This window comes from Streptomyces capparidis, assembly GCF_054782095.1.
In genome coordinates, this window is record NZ_BAAGTD010000006.1 from 155,975 (window position 1) to 173,477 (window position 17,503).

At 73.4% G+C, this 17,503-nt stretch carries 12 protein-coding genes; 8 read left to right on the plus strand and 4 right to left on the minus strand.

Annotated elements, in window-relative coordinates; genetic code table 11:
- Positions 1-10 precede the first annotated feature (10 nt).
- From ACYVO2_RS07840 to ACYVO2_RS07850, 3 genes are all read left to right on the plus strand, one after another.
- Positions 11-721, plus strand: a complete 711-nt coding sequence (locus tag ACYVO2_RS07840; protein WP_461006881.1) for a vWA domain-containing protein — start codon at positions 11-13, stop codon at positions 719-721.
- A 23-nt stretch (positions 722-744) separates the two neighbouring features.
- The gene (locus ACYVO2_RS07845) at positions 745-1,152 is read left to right on the plus strand and encodes a hypothetical protein (protein WP_461006882.1); all 408 of its coding nucleotides are present in this window, start codon (positions 745-747) and stop codon (positions 1,150-1,152) included.
- Between the two features lie 275 nt (positions 1,153-1,427).
- Entirely contained in the window at positions 1,428-1,805 is a 378-nt protein-coding gene (locus tag ACYVO2_RS07850) for a hypothetical protein (protein ID WP_461006883.1), read from the plus strand.
- 17 nt (positions 1,806-1,822) lie between these two features.
- On the opposite strand, the gene ACYVO2_RS07855 is transcribed toward ACYVO2_RS07850, so the two are convergent.
- The 3 genes from ACYVO2_RS07855 to ACYVO2_RS07865 all read right to left on the minus strand — a co-directional run bounded on the left by ACYVO2_RS07855 (position 1,823) and on the right by ACYVO2_RS07865 (position 6,320).
- Entirely contained in the window at positions 1,823-2,614 is a 792-nt protein-coding gene (locus ACYVO2_RS07855; RefSeq protein WP_461006884.1) for an FHA domain-containing protein, read from the minus strand.
- A gap of 72 nt (positions 2,615-2,686) precedes the next feature.
- Positions 2,687-4,072, minus strand: coding sequence for a serine/threonine-protein kinase (locus tag ACYVO2_RS07860; protein WP_461006885.1), 1,386 nt, complete (start codon positions 4,070-4,072; stop codon positions 2,687-2,689).
- Complete coding sequence (locus tag ACYVO2_RS07865; RefSeq protein ID WP_461006886.1) at positions 4,059-6,320, minus strand: serine/threonine-protein kinase; 2,262 nt, start codon at positions 6,318-6,320, stop codon at positions 4,059-4,061. The genes ACYVO2_RS07860 and ACYVO2_RS07865 overlap by 14 nt, the downstream gene beginning before the upstream one ends.
- A 1,024-nt stretch (positions 6,321-7,344) precedes the next feature.
- Between ACYVO2_RS07865 and ACYVO2_RS07870 the strand changes: the two genes are divergently transcribed.
- On the plus strand, positions 7,345-9,999 hold the full coding sequence (locus ACYVO2_RS07870) for an RICIN domain-containing protein (RefSeq protein ID WP_461006887.1): 2,655 nt from the start codon (positions 7,345-7,347) through the stop codon (positions 9,997-9,999).
- Positions 10,000-10,256: 257 nt separating this feature from the next.
- On the opposite strand, the gene ACYVO2_RS07875 is transcribed toward ACYVO2_RS07870, so the two are convergent.
- Complete coding sequence (locus ACYVO2_RS07875) at positions 10,257-12,158, minus strand: SMI1/KNR4 family protein (protein WP_461006888.1); 1,902 nt, start codon at positions 12,156-12,158, stop codon at positions 10,257-10,259.
- A gap of 148 nt (positions 12,159-12,306) precedes the next feature.
- On the opposite strand from ACYVO2_RS07875, the gene ACYVO2_RS07880 reads away from it, so the two are divergent.
- The 4 genes from ACYVO2_RS07880 to ACYVO2_RS07895 all read left to right on the plus strand — a co-directional run bounded on the left by ACYVO2_RS07880 (position 12,307) and on the right by ACYVO2_RS07895 (position 17,437).
- On the plus strand, positions 12,307-13,854 hold the full coding sequence (locus ACYVO2_RS07880; protein WP_461006889.1) for a serine/threonine-protein kinase: 1,548 nt from the start codon (positions 12,307-12,309) through the stop codon (positions 13,852-13,854).
- Between the two features lie 123 nt (positions 13,855-13,977).
- On the plus strand, positions 13,978-14,406 hold the full coding sequence (locus ACYVO2_RS07885; RefSeq protein WP_461006890.1) for a helix-turn-helix domain-containing protein: 429 nt from the start codon (positions 13,978-13,980) through the stop codon (positions 14,404-14,406).
- 5 nt (positions 14,407-14,411) lie between these two features.
- Positions 14,412-14,828 carry a VOC family protein gene (locus ACYVO2_RS07890; RefSeq protein ID WP_461006891.1) on the plus strand — a complete coding sequence of 139 codons (417 nt, stop codon included), beginning with the start codon at positions 14,412-14,414 and terminating at the stop codon, positions 14,826-14,828.
- Between the two features lie 278 nt (positions 14,829-15,106).
- A complete protein-coding gene (locus tag ACYVO2_RS07895) occupies positions 15,107-17,437 on the plus strand; it encodes an ATP-binding cassette domain-containing protein (protein WP_461006892.1) in 2,331 nt (776 codons plus the stop codon).
- Positions 17,438-17,503 lie beyond the last annotated feature (66 nt).

Sequence of the window (17,503 nt, forward strand, 5' to 3'; positions counted from 1 at the left end):
GAAAAGGACCGTGAGCGGAAGCATCGAGAAGTACCAGGGAAATCTGCGGTACGCCGTGGACATCGTCATGTGCATCGACACCACGGCGAGCATGACCCCCGTGCTGGAGACCGTGAAGAAGAGTTCCCTCCAGTTCCACCAGCGGCTCGACACGATGATGGCGAGCAAGGGCAAGGCGATCAGCCAACTGCGGCTGCGGGTGATCGCCTTCCGGGACTTCGGCGACGACCCGGCCACCGCGATCGAGCAGACGGACTTCCTGCTGCTTCCCCAGCAGGCGGCGGAGTTCGAGCAGTTCGTCCGCGGCCTCAAGGCGAGGGGGGGCGGTGACGTTCCCGAGTCCGGCCTTGAGGCGCTGGCCCTGGCGATCAACTCCCCGTGGGAGAGGGGCCTCGACCGGCGGCGCCACGTCGTCGTGATGTTCACGGACGCGCCCGCGCACCCGCTCGGCACGGTGGGCGCCTCCGCGCAGAACTACCCGCCGAACATTCCGCGCAGCATGGACGCCCTCTTCGAGCAGTGGGGCTACGCGCGCAGCCAGACCGCGGTCATGGAGCAGTCGGCCAAGCGGCTCGTCCTGTTCGCGCCGGAGGAGGAGCCCTGGAAGGAAGCCATCGGGGAGGAATGGGACCTCACCCTCCACTTCCCCTCCAGGGCGGGAGAGGGCCTGGAGGAGTTCGAGATGGACGAGATCATCGAGACGATCGCGAACAGCCTGTGAGGCCGACGCTCAGATTTCAAGGTGTGGACGTCCTGCTGACCGCCGCCGGGCAGCGGCTGCTCTTCTCCTGGGGTCCCCGGGGCACCGACGGGTTCCTCTCGCTGCCGGCCGGGCGGTGCGTCTCGGTGACCGCGCGCCCGGTGGGCGGTGACGGCAGCCTCAGCCTGGAGTTCGGCTTCCTCCCCACGCGGCCGGGTGGCGGCAGCGGCCTCGTCGCCGTCCGTATGACGGTCGCCGTGGACCGGGCGGAGGCGGCCAGGCGGTTCGTCGCGGAGCTGGCACGCGAGCATCGCATCACGCATGTGTCCTGGCCACCGCCTCCCGGCCGCGTACCGCGCGATCACCCCGACTGGCTCAACGCTCCCGCCTCCCCGGCGACGGAAGCCCTCCTCGCCTCCGTCCTGGAACGACTCGCCGGGGCGGAATCGTGAGCCGGAAAGCCCTGGGAGGGGAGGGAGAGGGAGACGCCGCGCCCCCGCCGACGTGGCGGTGCTCGGCGTGCGACACGTTCAACGGCGCCGGGAACCGACTGTGCGACATCTGCGACACGCCGAGGACCGTGACTCCCAAGCCCTCTCCCCCGAAGCCGAGACCGGAGCCGGAGCCCGCCCCTCCTCCGAAGAAGCCGCCGTCGCACGGCACGAGCGGGAGTGGGAGCGCCTCGGGCGGGCCGGTCAAGGTGGTGGTCTGGCACTGCCGCAGATGCGTGGCGCGCAACACCGGTGAGGACACCGCCTGCCGTGCCTGCGGCACCCCCCGGTTGTCCCACGAGGAACGGGGACCGGCGGACATCGGCACGCTCGTCGCCGGGCCGGATGCCGTTGCCTTGCTGAGGGAGCTCTTTCCCGATCTGGTCAACCCGGACGGCAGCCTGCGGGGCACTCCGCCCGGTCACCTGAATCCCGTCCTGGACATGCTCGCGTCGGCCCGTCCACCCTCTCCGCCGCCGCCCGCCCCCCGCCCGGGAGTCGACACACTGGAACTCACACGCGGGCAGCAACTGGCGGGCTGCGGATGCCTCCTGGTCATCGCGGCGGTGGTCGTCGGCCTGCTTGTCCTGCTGGCGATGTGGATCACCAAGTGATCCGCGAGGCCGGGGGATCACTCCCCCAGCATGCACAGGTCGTCCGTGGTGATCGTCGTGGTGACCAGCAGATCGGTGATCAGATTGTGGTTGAGCGCGTTCCCGATCGGCGGGGGGATCTCCTCCTCAAGGAGCCCGGGAACGCCGTGATCCCTGCTGAGCCGCCTGCGCACCTTGTCGACGACGTGAGCGGCCCGCTTGGGAGTCCAAGCCTCGCCCGGCCGCAGCCGACCGAGTTCGAAGGCGAGCTGGGCCCAGGTCAGTGGCTGCGGCTGGAAGTCGTTGCGCAGGTAGCGCTGGGCGAGGCAGACGAGCACCAGCCTCTCCTGCTCGTTCAGCTTTCGCGCGTCGCCTTCACGCGTTTCCCCCTCCGGGTCCTGCGCGGTCCGCACGGTCGGTGACGGCTCCGGCGCGGCGATCCGGACCTCCAGGAGGTGCTCCTGCCGGGGAGCGACGATGAACAGCGGCGTGTATCCCGTCGGCAGCTCCGCCCGGTGCCCACCGAGCAACAGCCGTGAGCCGGGGAAACGGACGGGCAGGGTACCGGTGTTGCGCAGCACCCAGCGCGAGGACTCCCGCGTGATCAGCCCGTGCCTCCGGCTGACATAGGTGTCGCCCGCGCCGACGCAGACGTGGACGTCCGGCGCGTTGCGCCCGAACAGCACCCGGAAGTCGGCATCCGGCGCCACCCTGAGGCCGCCGTTCGTCCCCAGCACGAAGAGGGTGCCCGGCTGGGCCGGGGGAAGCCCCCGGCTGAGGCTGCCGATTCCCTTCGGCAGGAAGTCGACCTTGCTCGTCTCCATCGCCATGACGGGATGTTCTCCTGCTCTCCCGGCTCTCCCCCGTTGCCCACCCTCGCTACGCGACCGGCGCCGACAACGCTAGCCGCCCGCGCCGGGGAGGGGTCCCGGGAAGGTTGTGGCGCCGCCCGTGTCCACGTCGGAGGGGTACGAGAAGAAAGGCATCGTCGCGCTGGGATACCGCTCGTCCCTGAGCCTGGACCCGTCCAGGTACACCCGAATCCTCACCTTGCCCGAGGCGATCGTGAGACGGACGCGCCAGTCGACGCCTCCCCGCTCCCGCGGCACCTCCACGGTCGTCCGCCAGGGCAGGGCCACGTTCTTCAGCCGGGTGAACTCACCGTTCACCGCGTAGTCCAGCGACGTGAGCGGGCCGCCGTCGCCGGTGACCACGAGCCTCAGCACGGCGGGCTCCGCCGTGGGAGAGGGCGATGGAGTGGGGGCGGAGGGCGATGGAGCGGAGGCGGAGGCCGCGGGCGCGGCACCCGCAGTCGCCCGGGAGGGGGCCGACTCCGACTCGGGCGGCCGCTCGTCCTCGGCCGGCTGCCCCCCGTCCGAGGTCGCGGCCAGGACGGCGGTCACGCCCGTGGCCGCGGCCAGGACGGCGGCGCCCCCGGTGAGCAGCAGGCGCCGCCGCGGCGTCGGGAGCGGGGGCGGGGGCGTCGGGGGGTTGTCCGACGCGCTCGCCTCCAGGTCGATGGCCGCCATGACGGGCGGTGGGAGCCAGGCGGCGCCGGGCGGTTCCGCGTCCCGCGCCGCCGGGACCAGACACGCGGTCAACTCGGCGGCGGTCGGCCGGGCCGTCGCGTCGGGCTCCCGGCAGGCCGCGATCAGCGCGCTCAGCGTCTCGTCGCCGCACCCCTGCCCGCCGTGGGCGTACTCCAGCGTCGCGCCGAGCGAGTAGATGTCGCTCGGCGGGCCCGCGTGGCCCGCCACCTGCTCCGGTGACATGAACCCCCAGGAACCCGCGGACCCGGCGGGCAGTGTGCCCGCCGCGATGCCGAAGTCGATCAGCCGTGGCCCGTCGGCGGTCAGCAGCACGTTCGCCGGTTTGACGTCCAGGTGGACGATCCCGGCGCGGTGGAGCGCGGCGAGTGCCTCCGCGAGCCACGCGGCCAGTCGCCGCACCGAGGCGGGGGGCAGCGGGCCGAACCTCTCCACCGCATCGCGCAGCGAGATCGACGGCAGGAACGCGGTGGCCATCCAGGGCACGTCGGCGTCCGGATCCGCGTCGAGGAACGGCGGGCTGTGCACACCGCCCGCCGCCCGGGTGGCCGCCGCCTCACGCCGGAAACGGTCGCGGTGCTCAGGTTCGCGGGCGAGTTCGGCGTGCAGCACCTTGACCGCCACCACCCGTCCGCCCCTGGAGCGTCCCAGGTAGACGACGGCCGTGCCGCCCGTGCCGATGCGCGCCAGGATCCGGTGGGACCCGACAGCGCGGGGGTCGCCCCGCTCAAGAGGATGCACGCGGGCCTCCGTTCGGCAGGGCGGGCGGGCTGACGGCCTCGACGTGCCCGTCCCACGAGCCGATGAGCACCAGCCCGTCGACGGCCAGCGCCCCGGAACCGGCGCTGACGTCGGACTCCGCACCACCGGTGGAGCCGGTCGCGTCGGCGCCGTGGGTCCACAGCACGCGGCCGTCGGCGGCGTCGAGCGCGTACACCGTCCGGTCGCTGCCGCCGACCCACAGCGTGCCGTCGGACAGGCCGAGCGTGGTCGCCTCGCCGACCCGGCGTGACCACACCCGCGTGCCCGTCCCGGTGCGGAGCGCGCGGACGTCGCCGTCCACGTGGTCCACGTAGAGCAGCCCGCCTCCCGAGCGGCGCACGGAGCTGCGGTAGTCGATGAACGTGTGCCAGGCGGGCTTCCCGTCGTCGGCGCGGATCGCGAACAGGGTCCCGAAGGTGTCGCGGTAGAAGACCATGTCGTCGCCGATCATGGGGTACTGGGCGGGGTCCTTGGCCTTGCGCGTCCACCTCGTGCGGCCGCTGCGCGCGTCGAGCGCGGTCAGCAGCCGCTCGTCCACCGTCACCACGAGGCCGCGGCCCGCGGTGATCGTCATCGCCCTGGACGGGACGGTCCACCGCGGCCGCCCGTCCTTCGCGTCCATCGCCCTGATCCCGCCGCCAGCGATGGCGTAGACCAAGGATCCGGTGGCCGCCAGCCCCCACACGAAGCCGCTGAACGGCGGGCGGTACGTCCACCGGGTGTCGCCCGAGTCCGGCTCGATGGCACGGAGGACCGAGACGTCCCCCTCGCGTGGGTCCACCGCGTACACCGTGTCCGGGCCGACCGTGGCCCTGCCCGTGAGGCCGTCGTCGGCGGGGCGCGACCACATCTCCTTCCCCGTCCGCGGATCCACGGCGCGGACTTTCTCGTCCCCGCTGTGCGCGGCCAGCACCGCCCCGCCGGCGCGGTACAAGGTCGGACGGCCGAACGCCTGGTCCAAGCGCATGACCTTGGCCCGCCAGCGTGTGACGGCCCTCGGCGGTGGGGCCGTGGCCTGAGGCGTCGAGTCGGCGGAGGAGGACAGGGACGAGGAAGGGGAAGGGGAGGCACTGGAAGGGGCCGCCCCGTCGCCCGCCGGCAGCGCCTTTCTTCCCAGCACCCCAGCGGCACCGGCGACCACGGGCACGGCGACCGCGGTCAAGAGCAGCCTGCGGCGGTCCGGCCCGCGCGCGCCCGGGGTGCGCGGGGGCGCGACCCCAGGGCCGCCGGGAGGCGCGGCCGTCGCCGCTGCCGGATCCGCGGTCGGGTCGTCCGGCCGTGCCGCCCCTTGCTCCGGCACACCGAACACAGCCGCCGCCCCCATGGAGGTCGCCGTGTACGGCGGGAATCCGGGGCGTGCGACGCGCCGGTCTATCGCTTCCGCCAGTGGCGCGGGCAACCAGCGGGTGCCCCGCACCGAGACCGCGGGCTCGCCGAGCCGGTCCAGCAACTCGGCGGCGGACGGGCGCCGCCCCGGCTCCCTGCGCAGGCAGTCCGTGACGAGCGCGCGCAACGCGCGGTCCGTGAGCCCACCCAGAGCCGGGCGCGCCTGCCGCACCCGTTCCAGCGTGGCCGCCCTGTCCTCGGCCCGGAACGGCTCCTGTCCCGTCGCCGCGAACGCCAGCACGGCGCCGAGCGAGAACATGTCACCGGCCGGTCCGGCGGCACCACCCGAGGCCTGCTCCGGCGACATGAAGCCCGGCGTGCCGAGGGCGGTGCCGGGAACGGTGATCGCGGTGGCGTCTTCCAGCCGGGCGATCCCGAAATCGATCACGCGGGGGCCGTCCGCGGTCAGCAGGATGTTCTCCGGCTTCAGGTCCCGGTGGGCGAGGCCCGCCCGGTGGATGCCGGCCAGTGCCTCGGCCAGGGCGGCGGCCAGGAGGCGCACCGTGTCCGGAGGCAGCCCGCCGGAGGCCCCGACCGCCTCGCGCAGGGACAGCCCCGGCAGGTAGTCCATGACGAGCCACGGCGTCTCGGCCTCCGGGTCGGCCTCCAGCAGCGGGGCAGTGAACGCGCCGGTCACCGTGCGGGCGGCCGCCACCTCGCGGCGGAAGCGGGCGCGGTAGCGGGCGTCCCGGGCGAAGCCTCCGAACATCGTCTTGACCGCGACCATCCGACCACCCGGCGAGCGACCGAGGTAGACGACGCCCATCCCGCCCGATCCCAGGCGGCCCAGCAGCCGGTAGTCGCCCACGCGGTCCGGGTCGCCCGGTTGTAGCGGCTGCACGATCCCCCCTTCCCACCGCCGAACGCCTCTCACGCCGTCGGGGGTGGGTCCCGACGGCGCGAGACGGCCTGCGCGGAACGGCTTCGCACGACTGTAGCCCCCTCCACCCGCGCCGTTCACCGGCCACACGCGTGCTGTGACGCCGGGCCACGACCTGTGCCTGACACCAGGTGGCCGTGCCCCGGCGGGCACCGGGGGTGAGGTGCTTCAGGCGACGGACGGGCCGGCCCGAGGCAGATGCCTGCGCCATGGAGTCCGGCCAGGTGGATGGTCGCGGTCTTCTCGTACCGGGTCGCGATTCGTCGCCCGCCGGTGGACACCGCGTCCTGGCCACCCGACCCACCCGCTCGTCGACGCGGCATGCCGGCGAGCCGGTGCGCGGCATCCCGCGCCGGGCAGCCGACGCCGACGAGGGTGGCGTGGGCCGGGCCGGTTGCGGCGGGGTGAACACCGGCCGGACGGTGAGCAACCCAGCGTCGCGGACCGGCGGTACGGCGGCGCGTCAGGGCCCGGACGTGCTCGCCCTCACCGTCGGGCCGGCCGGCCGGGGAGGGGAGCGCTCGCCGTGCTCACCGATGCGCTCGTAATCCACGCCATGTACGCTGCCACCGCGGAAGTTCACCCCGGACGCCGTCTGGTTCGCAGTACTCGCCGCTCTGGGTGGCGCCCCGGGTACCGGACCGGTACTCGGCGTCGCCGGTGTGGCCGTCGTCGGTGGATGTGCGCACCGACCGCTGGTGCATCCGGGCGCGGTACTCGGCACGGTAGGGCGCGTTCGGCCACCAGCACGGTGAAGCCGAGGTTCCACGCCACCGGGCCGACCGTCACCTCGGCGGTCCGGTGGGCGGCCACGGTGACCGCGCGGCTGCAACAGCGCCGGGGGGGCGAACGACTCACTTTGTCCGAGGCGAGGAAGCCGGTCGGCGTCACCGACCGCGAGCTGCCGGAGGTGCTGTTGCCGACGGCCTTGGGCCGGGAGCCGGCTCTCCTCCGGTGAACGGCGTGCAAGGAGAACATCCCCCTCATGAACAACCCCACCAACGGCAGACGCCGCGGGCGTCACCGCCGCCGCTGGACCGCCACCGGTCTGATGCTCGGTGTTCCGGCCATCGTCGTACCGTACTTCCTGTTCGTGCAGGAGGACTCGCAGGCCGCCGTGACGGTCGACGGGAGTGCCTACTACCGGCTGGTTTCCGTGCACAGCGGCAAGGTGATGGACGTCAACGCCTTCTCCACCGCCGACGGCACCCGTATCCAGCAGTGGACCGACCAGAGCACCGCCAACCAGCAGTGGAAGCTGAAGCCCGCCGGGAACGGCTACTACGAGCTGGTGAACCGCAACAGCGGCAAAGTGCTGGGCATAGCGGGTGGTTCGACCGCCCGGGCAGCCGCCGCCGAGCAGCAGACCGACAGCTCCTCCGCCTCCCAGGAGTGGCGGATCGACGAGGTGGGCGGTTCCGGCGCCGTCACCTTCACCTCCCGCAAGAGCGGCCTGGTCCTGGATGTCTCCGGGGGCTCCAAGGCCGACGGCGGGAAGATCATCCAGTGGCCCGGCAGTGGCACCGCCAACCAGCAGTGGAAGCTGGTGAAGATGGGCGCGACCCAGGCGGGAGGGGCCGGCGGGGCGCAGAGCACGGCCGCGGCCGGACCGTATGTGTGGAAGAACGTCCAGGTGGTGGGGGGTGGTTACGTCACCGGGCTGGTGTTCAACCCGCGCGAGAAGGGCCTGCTGTACGCGCGCACCGACATGGGCGGCGCCTACCGCTGGGACACCGCGGCCAAGCAGTGGGTCCCGCTGACCGACTGGCTCGGTGAGAAGGACTGGAACCTGCTGGGCATCGACTCGGTGGCGACCGACCCCGTCGACCCCGCCCGGCTCTACCTCGCGACGGGCACCTACACCAACGACTGGGCGGGCAACGGCGCGATCCTGCGCTCCACCGACCGGGGCCGCACCTTCAAGCGCACCGACCTGCCCTTCAAGCTGGGCGCCAACGAGGACGGCCGCGGGGCGGGCGAACGGCTCGCGATCAACCCCGCGGAGAACGGCACCCTGCTGCTGGGCACCCGCAAGAACGGCCTGTGGCGCAGCACCGACCACGGCGTGACCTGGAGTCAGGTCTCCTCGTTCCCCGTCAAGGACGGGGCGAGCAGCGGCGGGGGCATCTCCTTCGTGACGTACGGCCCGGCCGGAAGCAAGACGGTCTACGTCGGCGTCGCCGACAAGTCCACCTCCCTCTACCGCTCCACCGACGGCGGCGGCACCTGGCAGGCCGTCTCCGGTCAGCCCACCGGCGAGCTGCCGCAGCACGGCGTGCTCTCCGGTGACGGCTCGCTGTACCTGACGTACACCAACACCCTCGGACCCAACGGCGTGACCGCGGGCTCGGTGTGGAAGTACACGCCGGCCGACGGGGCGTGGAAAAACGTTTCTCCATCCCAGGGCAACTACGGGTTCTCCGGTCTGGCCGTCGACCCGCGGAAGCCGTCCACGGTGATGGTCACCACCCTCGGCCGCTGGTGGCCCGAGGACGAGATCTACCGGTCCACCGACGGCGGCAGGACCTGGAAGGCACAGGCCGCGATATCGAAGCGGGACGCCTCCGCCGCTCCCTACGTCGGTACCGGCACCGGGCACTGGATGACCGCCCTGGCCATCGACCCCTTCGACTCCGGGCACGTGCTGTACGGCACCGGCAGCGGCATCTGGCGCAGCACGGACGCCTCCGCCACCGACAGCGGCGGCACCAGCCACTGGGTCGTGGGGTCCCGAGGGCTGGAGGAGACCGCGCTGCTGGACGCGATCGCCCCGCCCGGCGGCGCCACCGTCATCTCCTCCATGGGTGACCTGGGCGGTTTCCGCCACGACTCCCTGACGAAGGTGCCCGCCGGGCGGCTGAAGAACCCGATGATGACCAACAGCACCGACATTGATTTCGCCCAGTCCAAGCCCGCGATGATGGTCCGCGTCGGCCGTGGCGGCGAGCAGGACGGTGCCTACTCCACCGACGGCGGCAGCACCTGGACCGGCTTCAAGTCGGAGCCGGTGGGCAGCGCCGACACCGGCCGGGTCGCGCTCTCGGCGGACGGCTCCGCGATCGTCTGGACCCAGGCGGGCCAGGCCCCGTACCGCTCGACCGACAAGGGGGCGAGCTGGTCGAAGGTCAGGGGCCTGGGCACCGATGCCGTGGTCGTCGCCGACCGCTCCTCGGCCAAGACCTTCTACTCACTGGCCAACGGCACGCTCTACGCCAGCACCGACGGCGGTGCGACCTTCACCGCCCGCGCCACCAACCTGCCCACCGGCCGGCTCACGGCCGTCCCCGGCAGCACCGGCGACCTGTGGATCGCCGGCGGCGCCAAGGGGCTGCTGCACTCCACCGACGGCGGCCGCACCTTCACCACACTCAAGTCGGTGCAGTCCGCCTCCGCCCTCGGCTTCGGCAAGGCCGCACCGGGCGCCTCCTACCAGGCCATGTACATGATCGGTACGGTCAAGGACGTCACCGGAGTCTTCCGCTCCACCGACAAGGGCGCCACCTGGCTCCGCGTCAACGACGACGCCCACCAGTGGGGCGGTATCGGCGGCACCGGTGTCATCACCGGCGACCCCGATACCTACGGCCGCGTGTACGTCGGCACCAACGGACGCGGCCTCCAGTACGGCGACCCGTCCTGACCCCAACGCCCGAACGGGGCCGCAGGCACGACTGCCTGCGGCCCCGCCACGTCTGCGGGAGCTCGCCGAGACGCGGGCCGGGTCGCTGCACCGGCAGGGCGTCCCTCGTTCCCCCCTCGGGGCTGTGGCGTGCGCCGGGGTCCCTTCGTTCTCACCGGCGGCTGTGCCGCGACGACATCGCCGAGCGGCTCCTCGCAGCGGTCGGGGCAGAGGACGACGACTGAGCCCCGGGCCACGCCCCGTCCACCGTCCGGTCCTCAGTCCCCCTGCGGTCCGCCGAACTCCAGCCGTATCACCGCGTACGTCTCGCCGTCCCTCGGCGGGCGGGTCCAGGAGCGGGTGGTGAAGGTGTGGAGGCGGCCGTGGGTGAGGGCGTGGTGGGGGAGGGTGACGTTGAACTGCTGGGTGACCGCTTCCAGGAGGAGGGGTTCCGGGTTGGGGTGGGGGAAGAAGCGGGTCGGGTTCAGGGAGTCGGGTATGTCGCCGGTGCGGTGCGTTCTGCCGTTGAGGTGGGTGAAGGCGTACTGCTCGGTGCCGTTCTCGGCGACTGAGAGGTGGAAGAAGGGGTCGCCGTGCCAGGAGCGCAGGCCGCTCCAGAGGACGACCGCGCGGGTGCCGGTGGAGGCGGGGGCGGCGGGGGAGACGAAACGCTGGGCGTCGAAGGGGGCGGGGTCGTCGTCGAAGGCGAAGGACCAGTGGGGGCCGGCTCGGCCTACCGCCATGAGGGCCTTGTCGTCGTAGGAGGAGGACTCGGTGCGGTTGTGCCGCAGGCTGCTTTGCGCCTCCCAGAGGGTCATGGGGGCGTTGAGGGGCGTGTCGGGGGCGTCGGCGAGGCGGGCGGGGACGTCGTGCGGCTCGACGCCTTCCAGCAGGACGAAGCGGTATGAGGTGCGGTCGCTGAAGGGGTCGGGCTCGGCGAGCCAGGTGAGGCCGGGTGGGTTGAGGGCGGGAGTCGCGGGCGGGGGTGCTGCCGGGTGCCCGCCTCTCGGGGTGGAGAGGAGTTCGCGGCCGCGCTCGGGGGTGAGCAGGGGCCCGAGGAGGGGGTCGGCCAGCCAGCCGAGGGGGGCCAGGTGGTCGGGGCCCAGGGGCTGCCACACGGGCAGGGCGTCCAGCAGGGTGCGCCAGGCGGTGTCGGTGTCGGCCCAGCGGGCCAGGTCCCGGGCCTGTTCGACGGCCTCGCCGAAGGGGCCGGGCGGCGTGTAGCGGTAGGTGCCGCGGCGTACCTGCTCCAGTGTGGTGCGGGCGTGCGCCATCAGGTCGTCGGAGGCGCCGCGCAGGTGGAAGGAGAGCACGGAGTCGTCCCCGTGGGAGTGGGCGGCGTGCTCGGCCGTCAGCGGGGGGAGCAGTTCGGGGGCGTAGCGCGGGTCCGTCGCCAGGCCCTCGAAGTACGCCGTGTGGGTCTGCCCGAGCAGGTGGCGCAACTGGTCGCCCAGTCCGGTGGCTCGCGGCCTGCCGTACCTGGCGGCCTCGTCCAGGGCTCGGAGGGACTGCTCCCACTCGCCGCGCAGCGCGTCCCGGCGGGCCTGTTCGACCAGGGCGTCCAGCTCCCGGGTGGTGTCGTTGGTGAACTCCGGCTCGTCTTCGCCCGGGTCTGCCCGCAGGCTGTGGAACTCGCGGTGCATCTCCCGCATGAACTCCAGGAAGTTCGGGTGCCGCTCGGGCGGTGCGGCGCGCCAGCTCGCCCACGTGTACACGGCCCACTCGCCGTGCTCGTCCACGTCCTCGGGGTCCATCAGGACGTGGGTGGCGTCGGACTCCACGTCCAGTTGCAGGCCGCGGTGCCAGATCTCCACCTCGTCCCGCTCCTCGGGGGTGGCGTCGTCGTCGAGGTACTCGCCGAGGATGTCGGCGAGGCCGGACTCGTTCTCGTGCCAGCGCGCGGCCTCGGTCCCGGCGAGCAGCCACACGAATCCGCCGGCGTGCCGCCACCCGTCGCTGACCTTGAGGAATTCCCGGTACGAGGGGGGCATCCGCCGGCCGAGGCGCTCCTCCATGGCGGCGATCCGCTCCTCGGAGGCGGGCGGGAGGCCCAGCCACCGGGCCTGCCGCGCGGCCTCGTCGTCCGCGTCGCGCGCCTCGCCGGCGGGCAGGGAGTCCGCCCACTCGGCGCTCCACCTGTGCAGGAAGGGCCGCCAGTCGAACGGCGTGGTGTCGGTCATGCGGGCGATGCTGTCACCCGCCACCGACAGGGGCCGGGGGCGGCGGGCGGGCAGGCTCCGGACGGGGGCCCGGCTTCGGTCGCGCCGTCGGTTATGGTGCGACCTCGGGCGCTGCCGGACGGGGGCGGCGGATAAGGGGAGTCTCGCGGTGTCTGATCTGGGGCGGCTCGTCGCCGGCCGGTACCTGCTGGTGGAGCGTGTGGGCAGCGGCGGCATGGGCACGGTGTGGCGTGCGGAGGACCAGTTGCTCGGCCGCCACGTCGCCGTGAAGAAACTGCACATCCAGCCGCATCTGCACGACGACGAGGTGAGCAGGCTGTACGAGCGCACGCGCCGCGAGGCCCGCAGCGCCGCCCGGATCGCCCATCCCAACGTGATCACGGTGCACGACGTCGTCGACGACGAGGGGCTGCCGTGCATCGTCATGGAGTACGTGCCGTCCACCACGCTCGGCGACGTCCTCGATCAGCGGGGTGCCCTGGCGCCCGCCGACGCGGCCGGGATCGGCCACGCCATGGCCGCGGCGCTGCGGGCCGCCCACGACGCGGGGGTGCTGCACCGGGACGTCAAGCCGGCCAACGTCCTGCTGGGGGACGACGGGCGGATCGTGCTCACCGACTTCGGGATCGCCATGGAGTCGGGCACCTCCTCGCTGACCAGGACCGGGGAGCTAATCGGTTCCCTGCTGTACCTGGCGCCGGAGCGGCTCAGGAGCGGGGGCACCGAGCCCGGCCCGGCGTGCGACCTGTGGTCGCTGGGGGCGACGCTGTACCGGATGGTGGAGGGGCGGCACCCGTTCCGCCGGGAAACCGCGATCGAGACGGCGTACGCCATCGCCGCCGACCCGCCCGAGCCCCCGCGCAGCGCCGGGGAGCTGACGGCGGTGATCGAGGGCCTGCTGGTCAAGGACCCGGGGCGGCGGATGGACATCGACGAGGTGGAGCGCCTGCTGGACCGCGCGGCGGGGACCCGTCCGCTGCCCGCGGGAGCGCCGACGCGGCGGCAGCCCGCCGGCGCGACGGCGGCCACCCCGGAACGGAGCGGCGGGAGCGGGAGCGGGAGCGGGGGCAACGGCCGCCGCCGCCGGACGGTGCTGCTGTCCGCCGCGGCGGTGGCGCTCGCCGCCGGCGCGGCGGGCGGCGGCGCGCTGTGGTGGACGCAGCGCGGGGACGGGAGCAGCGGTGCCCGCGGTCCCGGCGGGAGCGCTTCGCCGTCCCCGTCGGGCGGACGCTCGTCCCAGGCGCCGGCTCCGGTGCCCGCCGGGTACCACCTGGAGGAGGTGGCCCCTGGCTACTCCGTGCCCGTGCCCGACGGCTGGACCCGCAAGGTGCTGTCCGGCGGCGAATTGGTGTTCGTGGACCCGACCGGGCTGGTGGGGCTGCGGGCCGACGCCGCCAGGTTCGCGGGCTCCGATCCGCTGCGGCACTGGCGGGAGACCGAGGAGGGGCAGACCCGCCGGGACAACAGGAACTACGAGCGGGTGCGGATGGACCCGACGACGTGGCGGGGGCGGCGCGCCGGGTACTGGGAGTTCACCTTCGACGGCCGGGTGCGCAAGTTCCGGGGGGCGGAGCTGGCCTTCCCCGGCGCCGACGGCACCCAGTACTCGGTCTACCTGTCCGCTCCGGACGCGCAGTGGGAGCAGTACCAGCCGGTCTTCGAGACGGCCGTGGAAGGCGTGCGGCTGGACGAGTAGCCGGTCCCGGGACAGGGCGCCGCCCGGAACGGCTCGCGTGTGCGGCGGCTCCCCGGCGCCTGCCCCGGGTCGGGTGACGCGGTTGACCGCGGCGGCCGGGGGCGGCTGTGGGAGGGTGGCCGGGTGACGTCGTTGGAGGACCTCGTCCGGCTGCGCCGGGCCCGTGACCTGATGGACCGCGACTACGCGCAGCCGCTGGACGTGCCGGCGCTGGCGCGGGTGGCCCTGATGTCCACGGGCCACTTCGCCCGCAGCTTCCGCGCCGCCTTCGGGGAGACGCCGTACAGCTACCTGATGACGCGGCGCATCGAGCGGGCCAAGGCGCTGCTGCGGCGGGGCGACCTGTCGGTGACGGAGGTCTGCTTCGCGGTGGGCTGCACCTCGCTGGGGTCGTTCAGCTCGCGGTTCACCGAGCTGGTCGGCGTCAGCCCGAGCGCGTACCGGGCCCGCTGCCACGACGAGGGCGCCGCCGTCCCGGCCTGCGTCGCCAAGATCCACACGCGACCGGTCAGGAATGGAGAAGCCAGGTCCGCGCCCCCGCCCCTAGCGTGACGGGCATGGACATCAACCTCTCCCAATGCTTCATCGCCGTCCACGACCACGACGAGGCGCTCGCCTTCTACCGGGACGCCCTGGGCCTTCAGGTGCGCAACGACGTCGGGTTCGAGGGGATGCGCTGGGTGACCGTCGGGTCGCCGGCCCAGCCGGACGTGGACATCGTCCTCGAACCGCCGCTGGCGGACCCCAACGCCTCGCCCGCCGACCGCCGGGCCGTGGCGGAGCTGCTGGCGAAGGGCCTGCTGCGCGGAGTGATCTTCCGGACCGACGACTGCGACGCCGCCTTCGAGCGCGTCCGCGCCGCCGGCGCCGAGGTGCTCCAGGAGCCCACCGACCAGCCGTACGGCGTCCGCGACTGCGCCTTCCGCGACCCCTCGGGCAACATGGTGCGGCTCAGCCAGGCCCGCGAGCAGTGAACCCCTGACCCGCGGGCCGGGCGCTACCCTGTCGGCGGCCCCGCGCCGAGCCCGGCCGGCCGCGGGGTGAACGAGATGCCCGGCCGCGCGCCGACGCGCCGCGGCCGCCGGCCGGTCCGACGCCCCGGCGGGCCCCCGCGGCGCCCGGCGGGCGGGGACCCCCGGGCGCCGCGAGCCTTCGCGGCGGGACCGCACGCGACTGTTCGAGGTTCGTCAGATCGAGCCGGGCGATGCCGGCGGAGACCGCGAGCGCGGCCCGCCCAACGGATGGAGACACGATGAGCACGGCCACGGGGACGGAAGACACGCGATCGCCCGCGTCGCACACCGCCGACAGCCACGATCTGATCCGCGTGCAGGGGGCGCGGGAGAACAACCTCAAGGACGTCAGCGTCGAGATACCCAAGCGCCGGCTGACGGTGTTCACCGGCGTGTCCGGCTCGGGCAAGAGCTCGCTGGTGTTCGGCACGATCGCCGCGGAGTCGCAGCGGCTGATCAACGAGACCTACAGCGCGTTCGTGCAGGGCTTCATGCCGGCGCTGGCGCGGCCGGAGGTCGATCTGCTGGAGGGGCTGACCACGGCGATCGTCGTCGACCAGGAGCGGATGGGCGCCAACTCCCGCTCCACCGTCGGCACCGCCACCGACGCCCACGCGATGCTGCGGATCGTCTTCAGCCGGCTCGGGGAGCCGAGCGCCGGGCCGGCGTTCCACTACAGCTTCAACGTGCCCGCCGGGGCCTGCCCGCGCTGCGAGGGCATGGGCAGCGTCACCGACATCGACCTGAGCCGGCTCTACGACGACAGCAAGTCGCTCGCCGAGGGCGCGATCACCGTCCCCGGCTACACCGCGGACGGCTGGCTGGTGCGGACCTTCATCGGGTCGGGCTTCCTCGACCCGGACAAGCCGATCCGCGACTACACCGAGGCGGAGCTCCAGGACTTCCTGTACCGCGGGCCGACCAAGGTGAAGATCGAGAGCATCAACATGACCTACGAGGGGCTGGTCCCCCGGGTCCAGAAGTCCTTCCTGTCCAAGGACCGGGAGGCGCTGCAACCGCATCTGCGGGCGTTCGTGGACCGGGCGGTCACCTTCACCGCCTGCCCCGAGTGCGGCGGCAGCCGGCTCAACGAGGCCGCCCGTGCCTCGCGGATCAACGGCGTCAACATCGCCGACGCCTGCGCGATGCAGATCAGCGACCTGGCCGAGTGGGTCCGCGGCCTGGCGGCGCCGTCGGTGGCGCCGCTGCTCGGCACCCTCCAGCAGACCCTGGACTCGTTCGTGGAGATCGGTCTCGGCTACCTCTCGCTGGACCGGCCCTCGGGCACGCTGTCGGGCGGCGAGGCGCAGCGCACCAAGATGATCCGCCACCTCGGGTCCTCGCTCACCGATGTCACCTACGTCTTCGACGAGCCCACCACCGGCCTGCACCCGCACGACATCCAGCGGATGAACAACCTGCTGCTGCGGCTGCGGGACAAGGGCAACACGGTGCTCGTGGTGGAGCACAAGCCGGAGACGATCGCGATCGCCGACCACGTCGTGGACCTCGGCCCCGGCGCGGGCGCGGCGGGCGGCACCGTCTGCTTCGAGGGCACCGTCGAGGGGCTGCGGGCCAGCGGCACCCTCACCGGCCGCCACCTCGACGACCGGGCCGCGCCGAAGGAGACGGTGCGCACGCCCACCGGCACCCTGCCGATCCGCGGGGCGGCCACGCACAACCTGCGCGACGTGGACGTGGACATCCCGCTCGGGGTGCTGGTCGTCGTCACCGGGGTGGCCGGGTCCGGCAAGAGCTCGCTGATCCACGGGTCGCTGCCCGCGCAGGCGGAGGCGGCCGGCATGGGTGTGGTGTCGATCGACCAGGGCGCGATCCGCGGCTCGCGGCGCAGCAACCCGGCGACGTACACCGGGCTGCTCGACCCGATCCGCAAGGCGTTCGCGAAGGCCAACGGGGTCAAGCCCGCGCTGTTCAGCGCCAACTCCGAGGGCGCCTGCCCGCACTGCAAGGGCGCCGGGGTCATCTACACCGACCTGGCGATGATGGCCGGTGTCGCCACCACCTGCGAGGAGTGCGAGGGGAAGCGGTTCCAGGCGTCGGTGCTGCACCACCGGCTCGGCGGCCGGGACATCAGCGAGGTGCTGGCGATGTCGGTGACCGAGGCGGAGGAGTTCTTCGGCGCCGGCGAGGCGCGCACCCCGGCCGCGCACGCCGTCCTGCGCCGGCTCGCGGACGTCGGGCTCGGCTACCTCAGCCTGGGCCAGCCGCTCACCACGCTGTCCGGCGGCGAGCGGCAGCGGCTGAAGCTGGCCACCCACATGGCGGAGAAGGGCGGCGTCTACGTCCTGGACGAGCCGACGACCGGCCTGCACCTGGCCGACGTGGAGCAGTTGCTCGGGCTGCTCGACCGGCTGGTGGACTCCGGCAAGTCGGTGATCGTCATCGAGCACCACCAGGCGGTGATGGCGCACGCCGACTGGATCATCGACCTGGGTCCGGGCGCCGGGCACGACGGCGGCCGGATCGTCTTCGAGGGCACCCCCGCCGACCTCGTCGCCGCCCGCTCCACCCTGACCGGCGAGCACCTCGCGGCCTACGTCGGCGCCTGACGGGCGGCCCTCGCGGGCTCCGCGGTCACCGGGCGCGGCGGCGTGCCCGGTGGCCGCGCGGGCGGA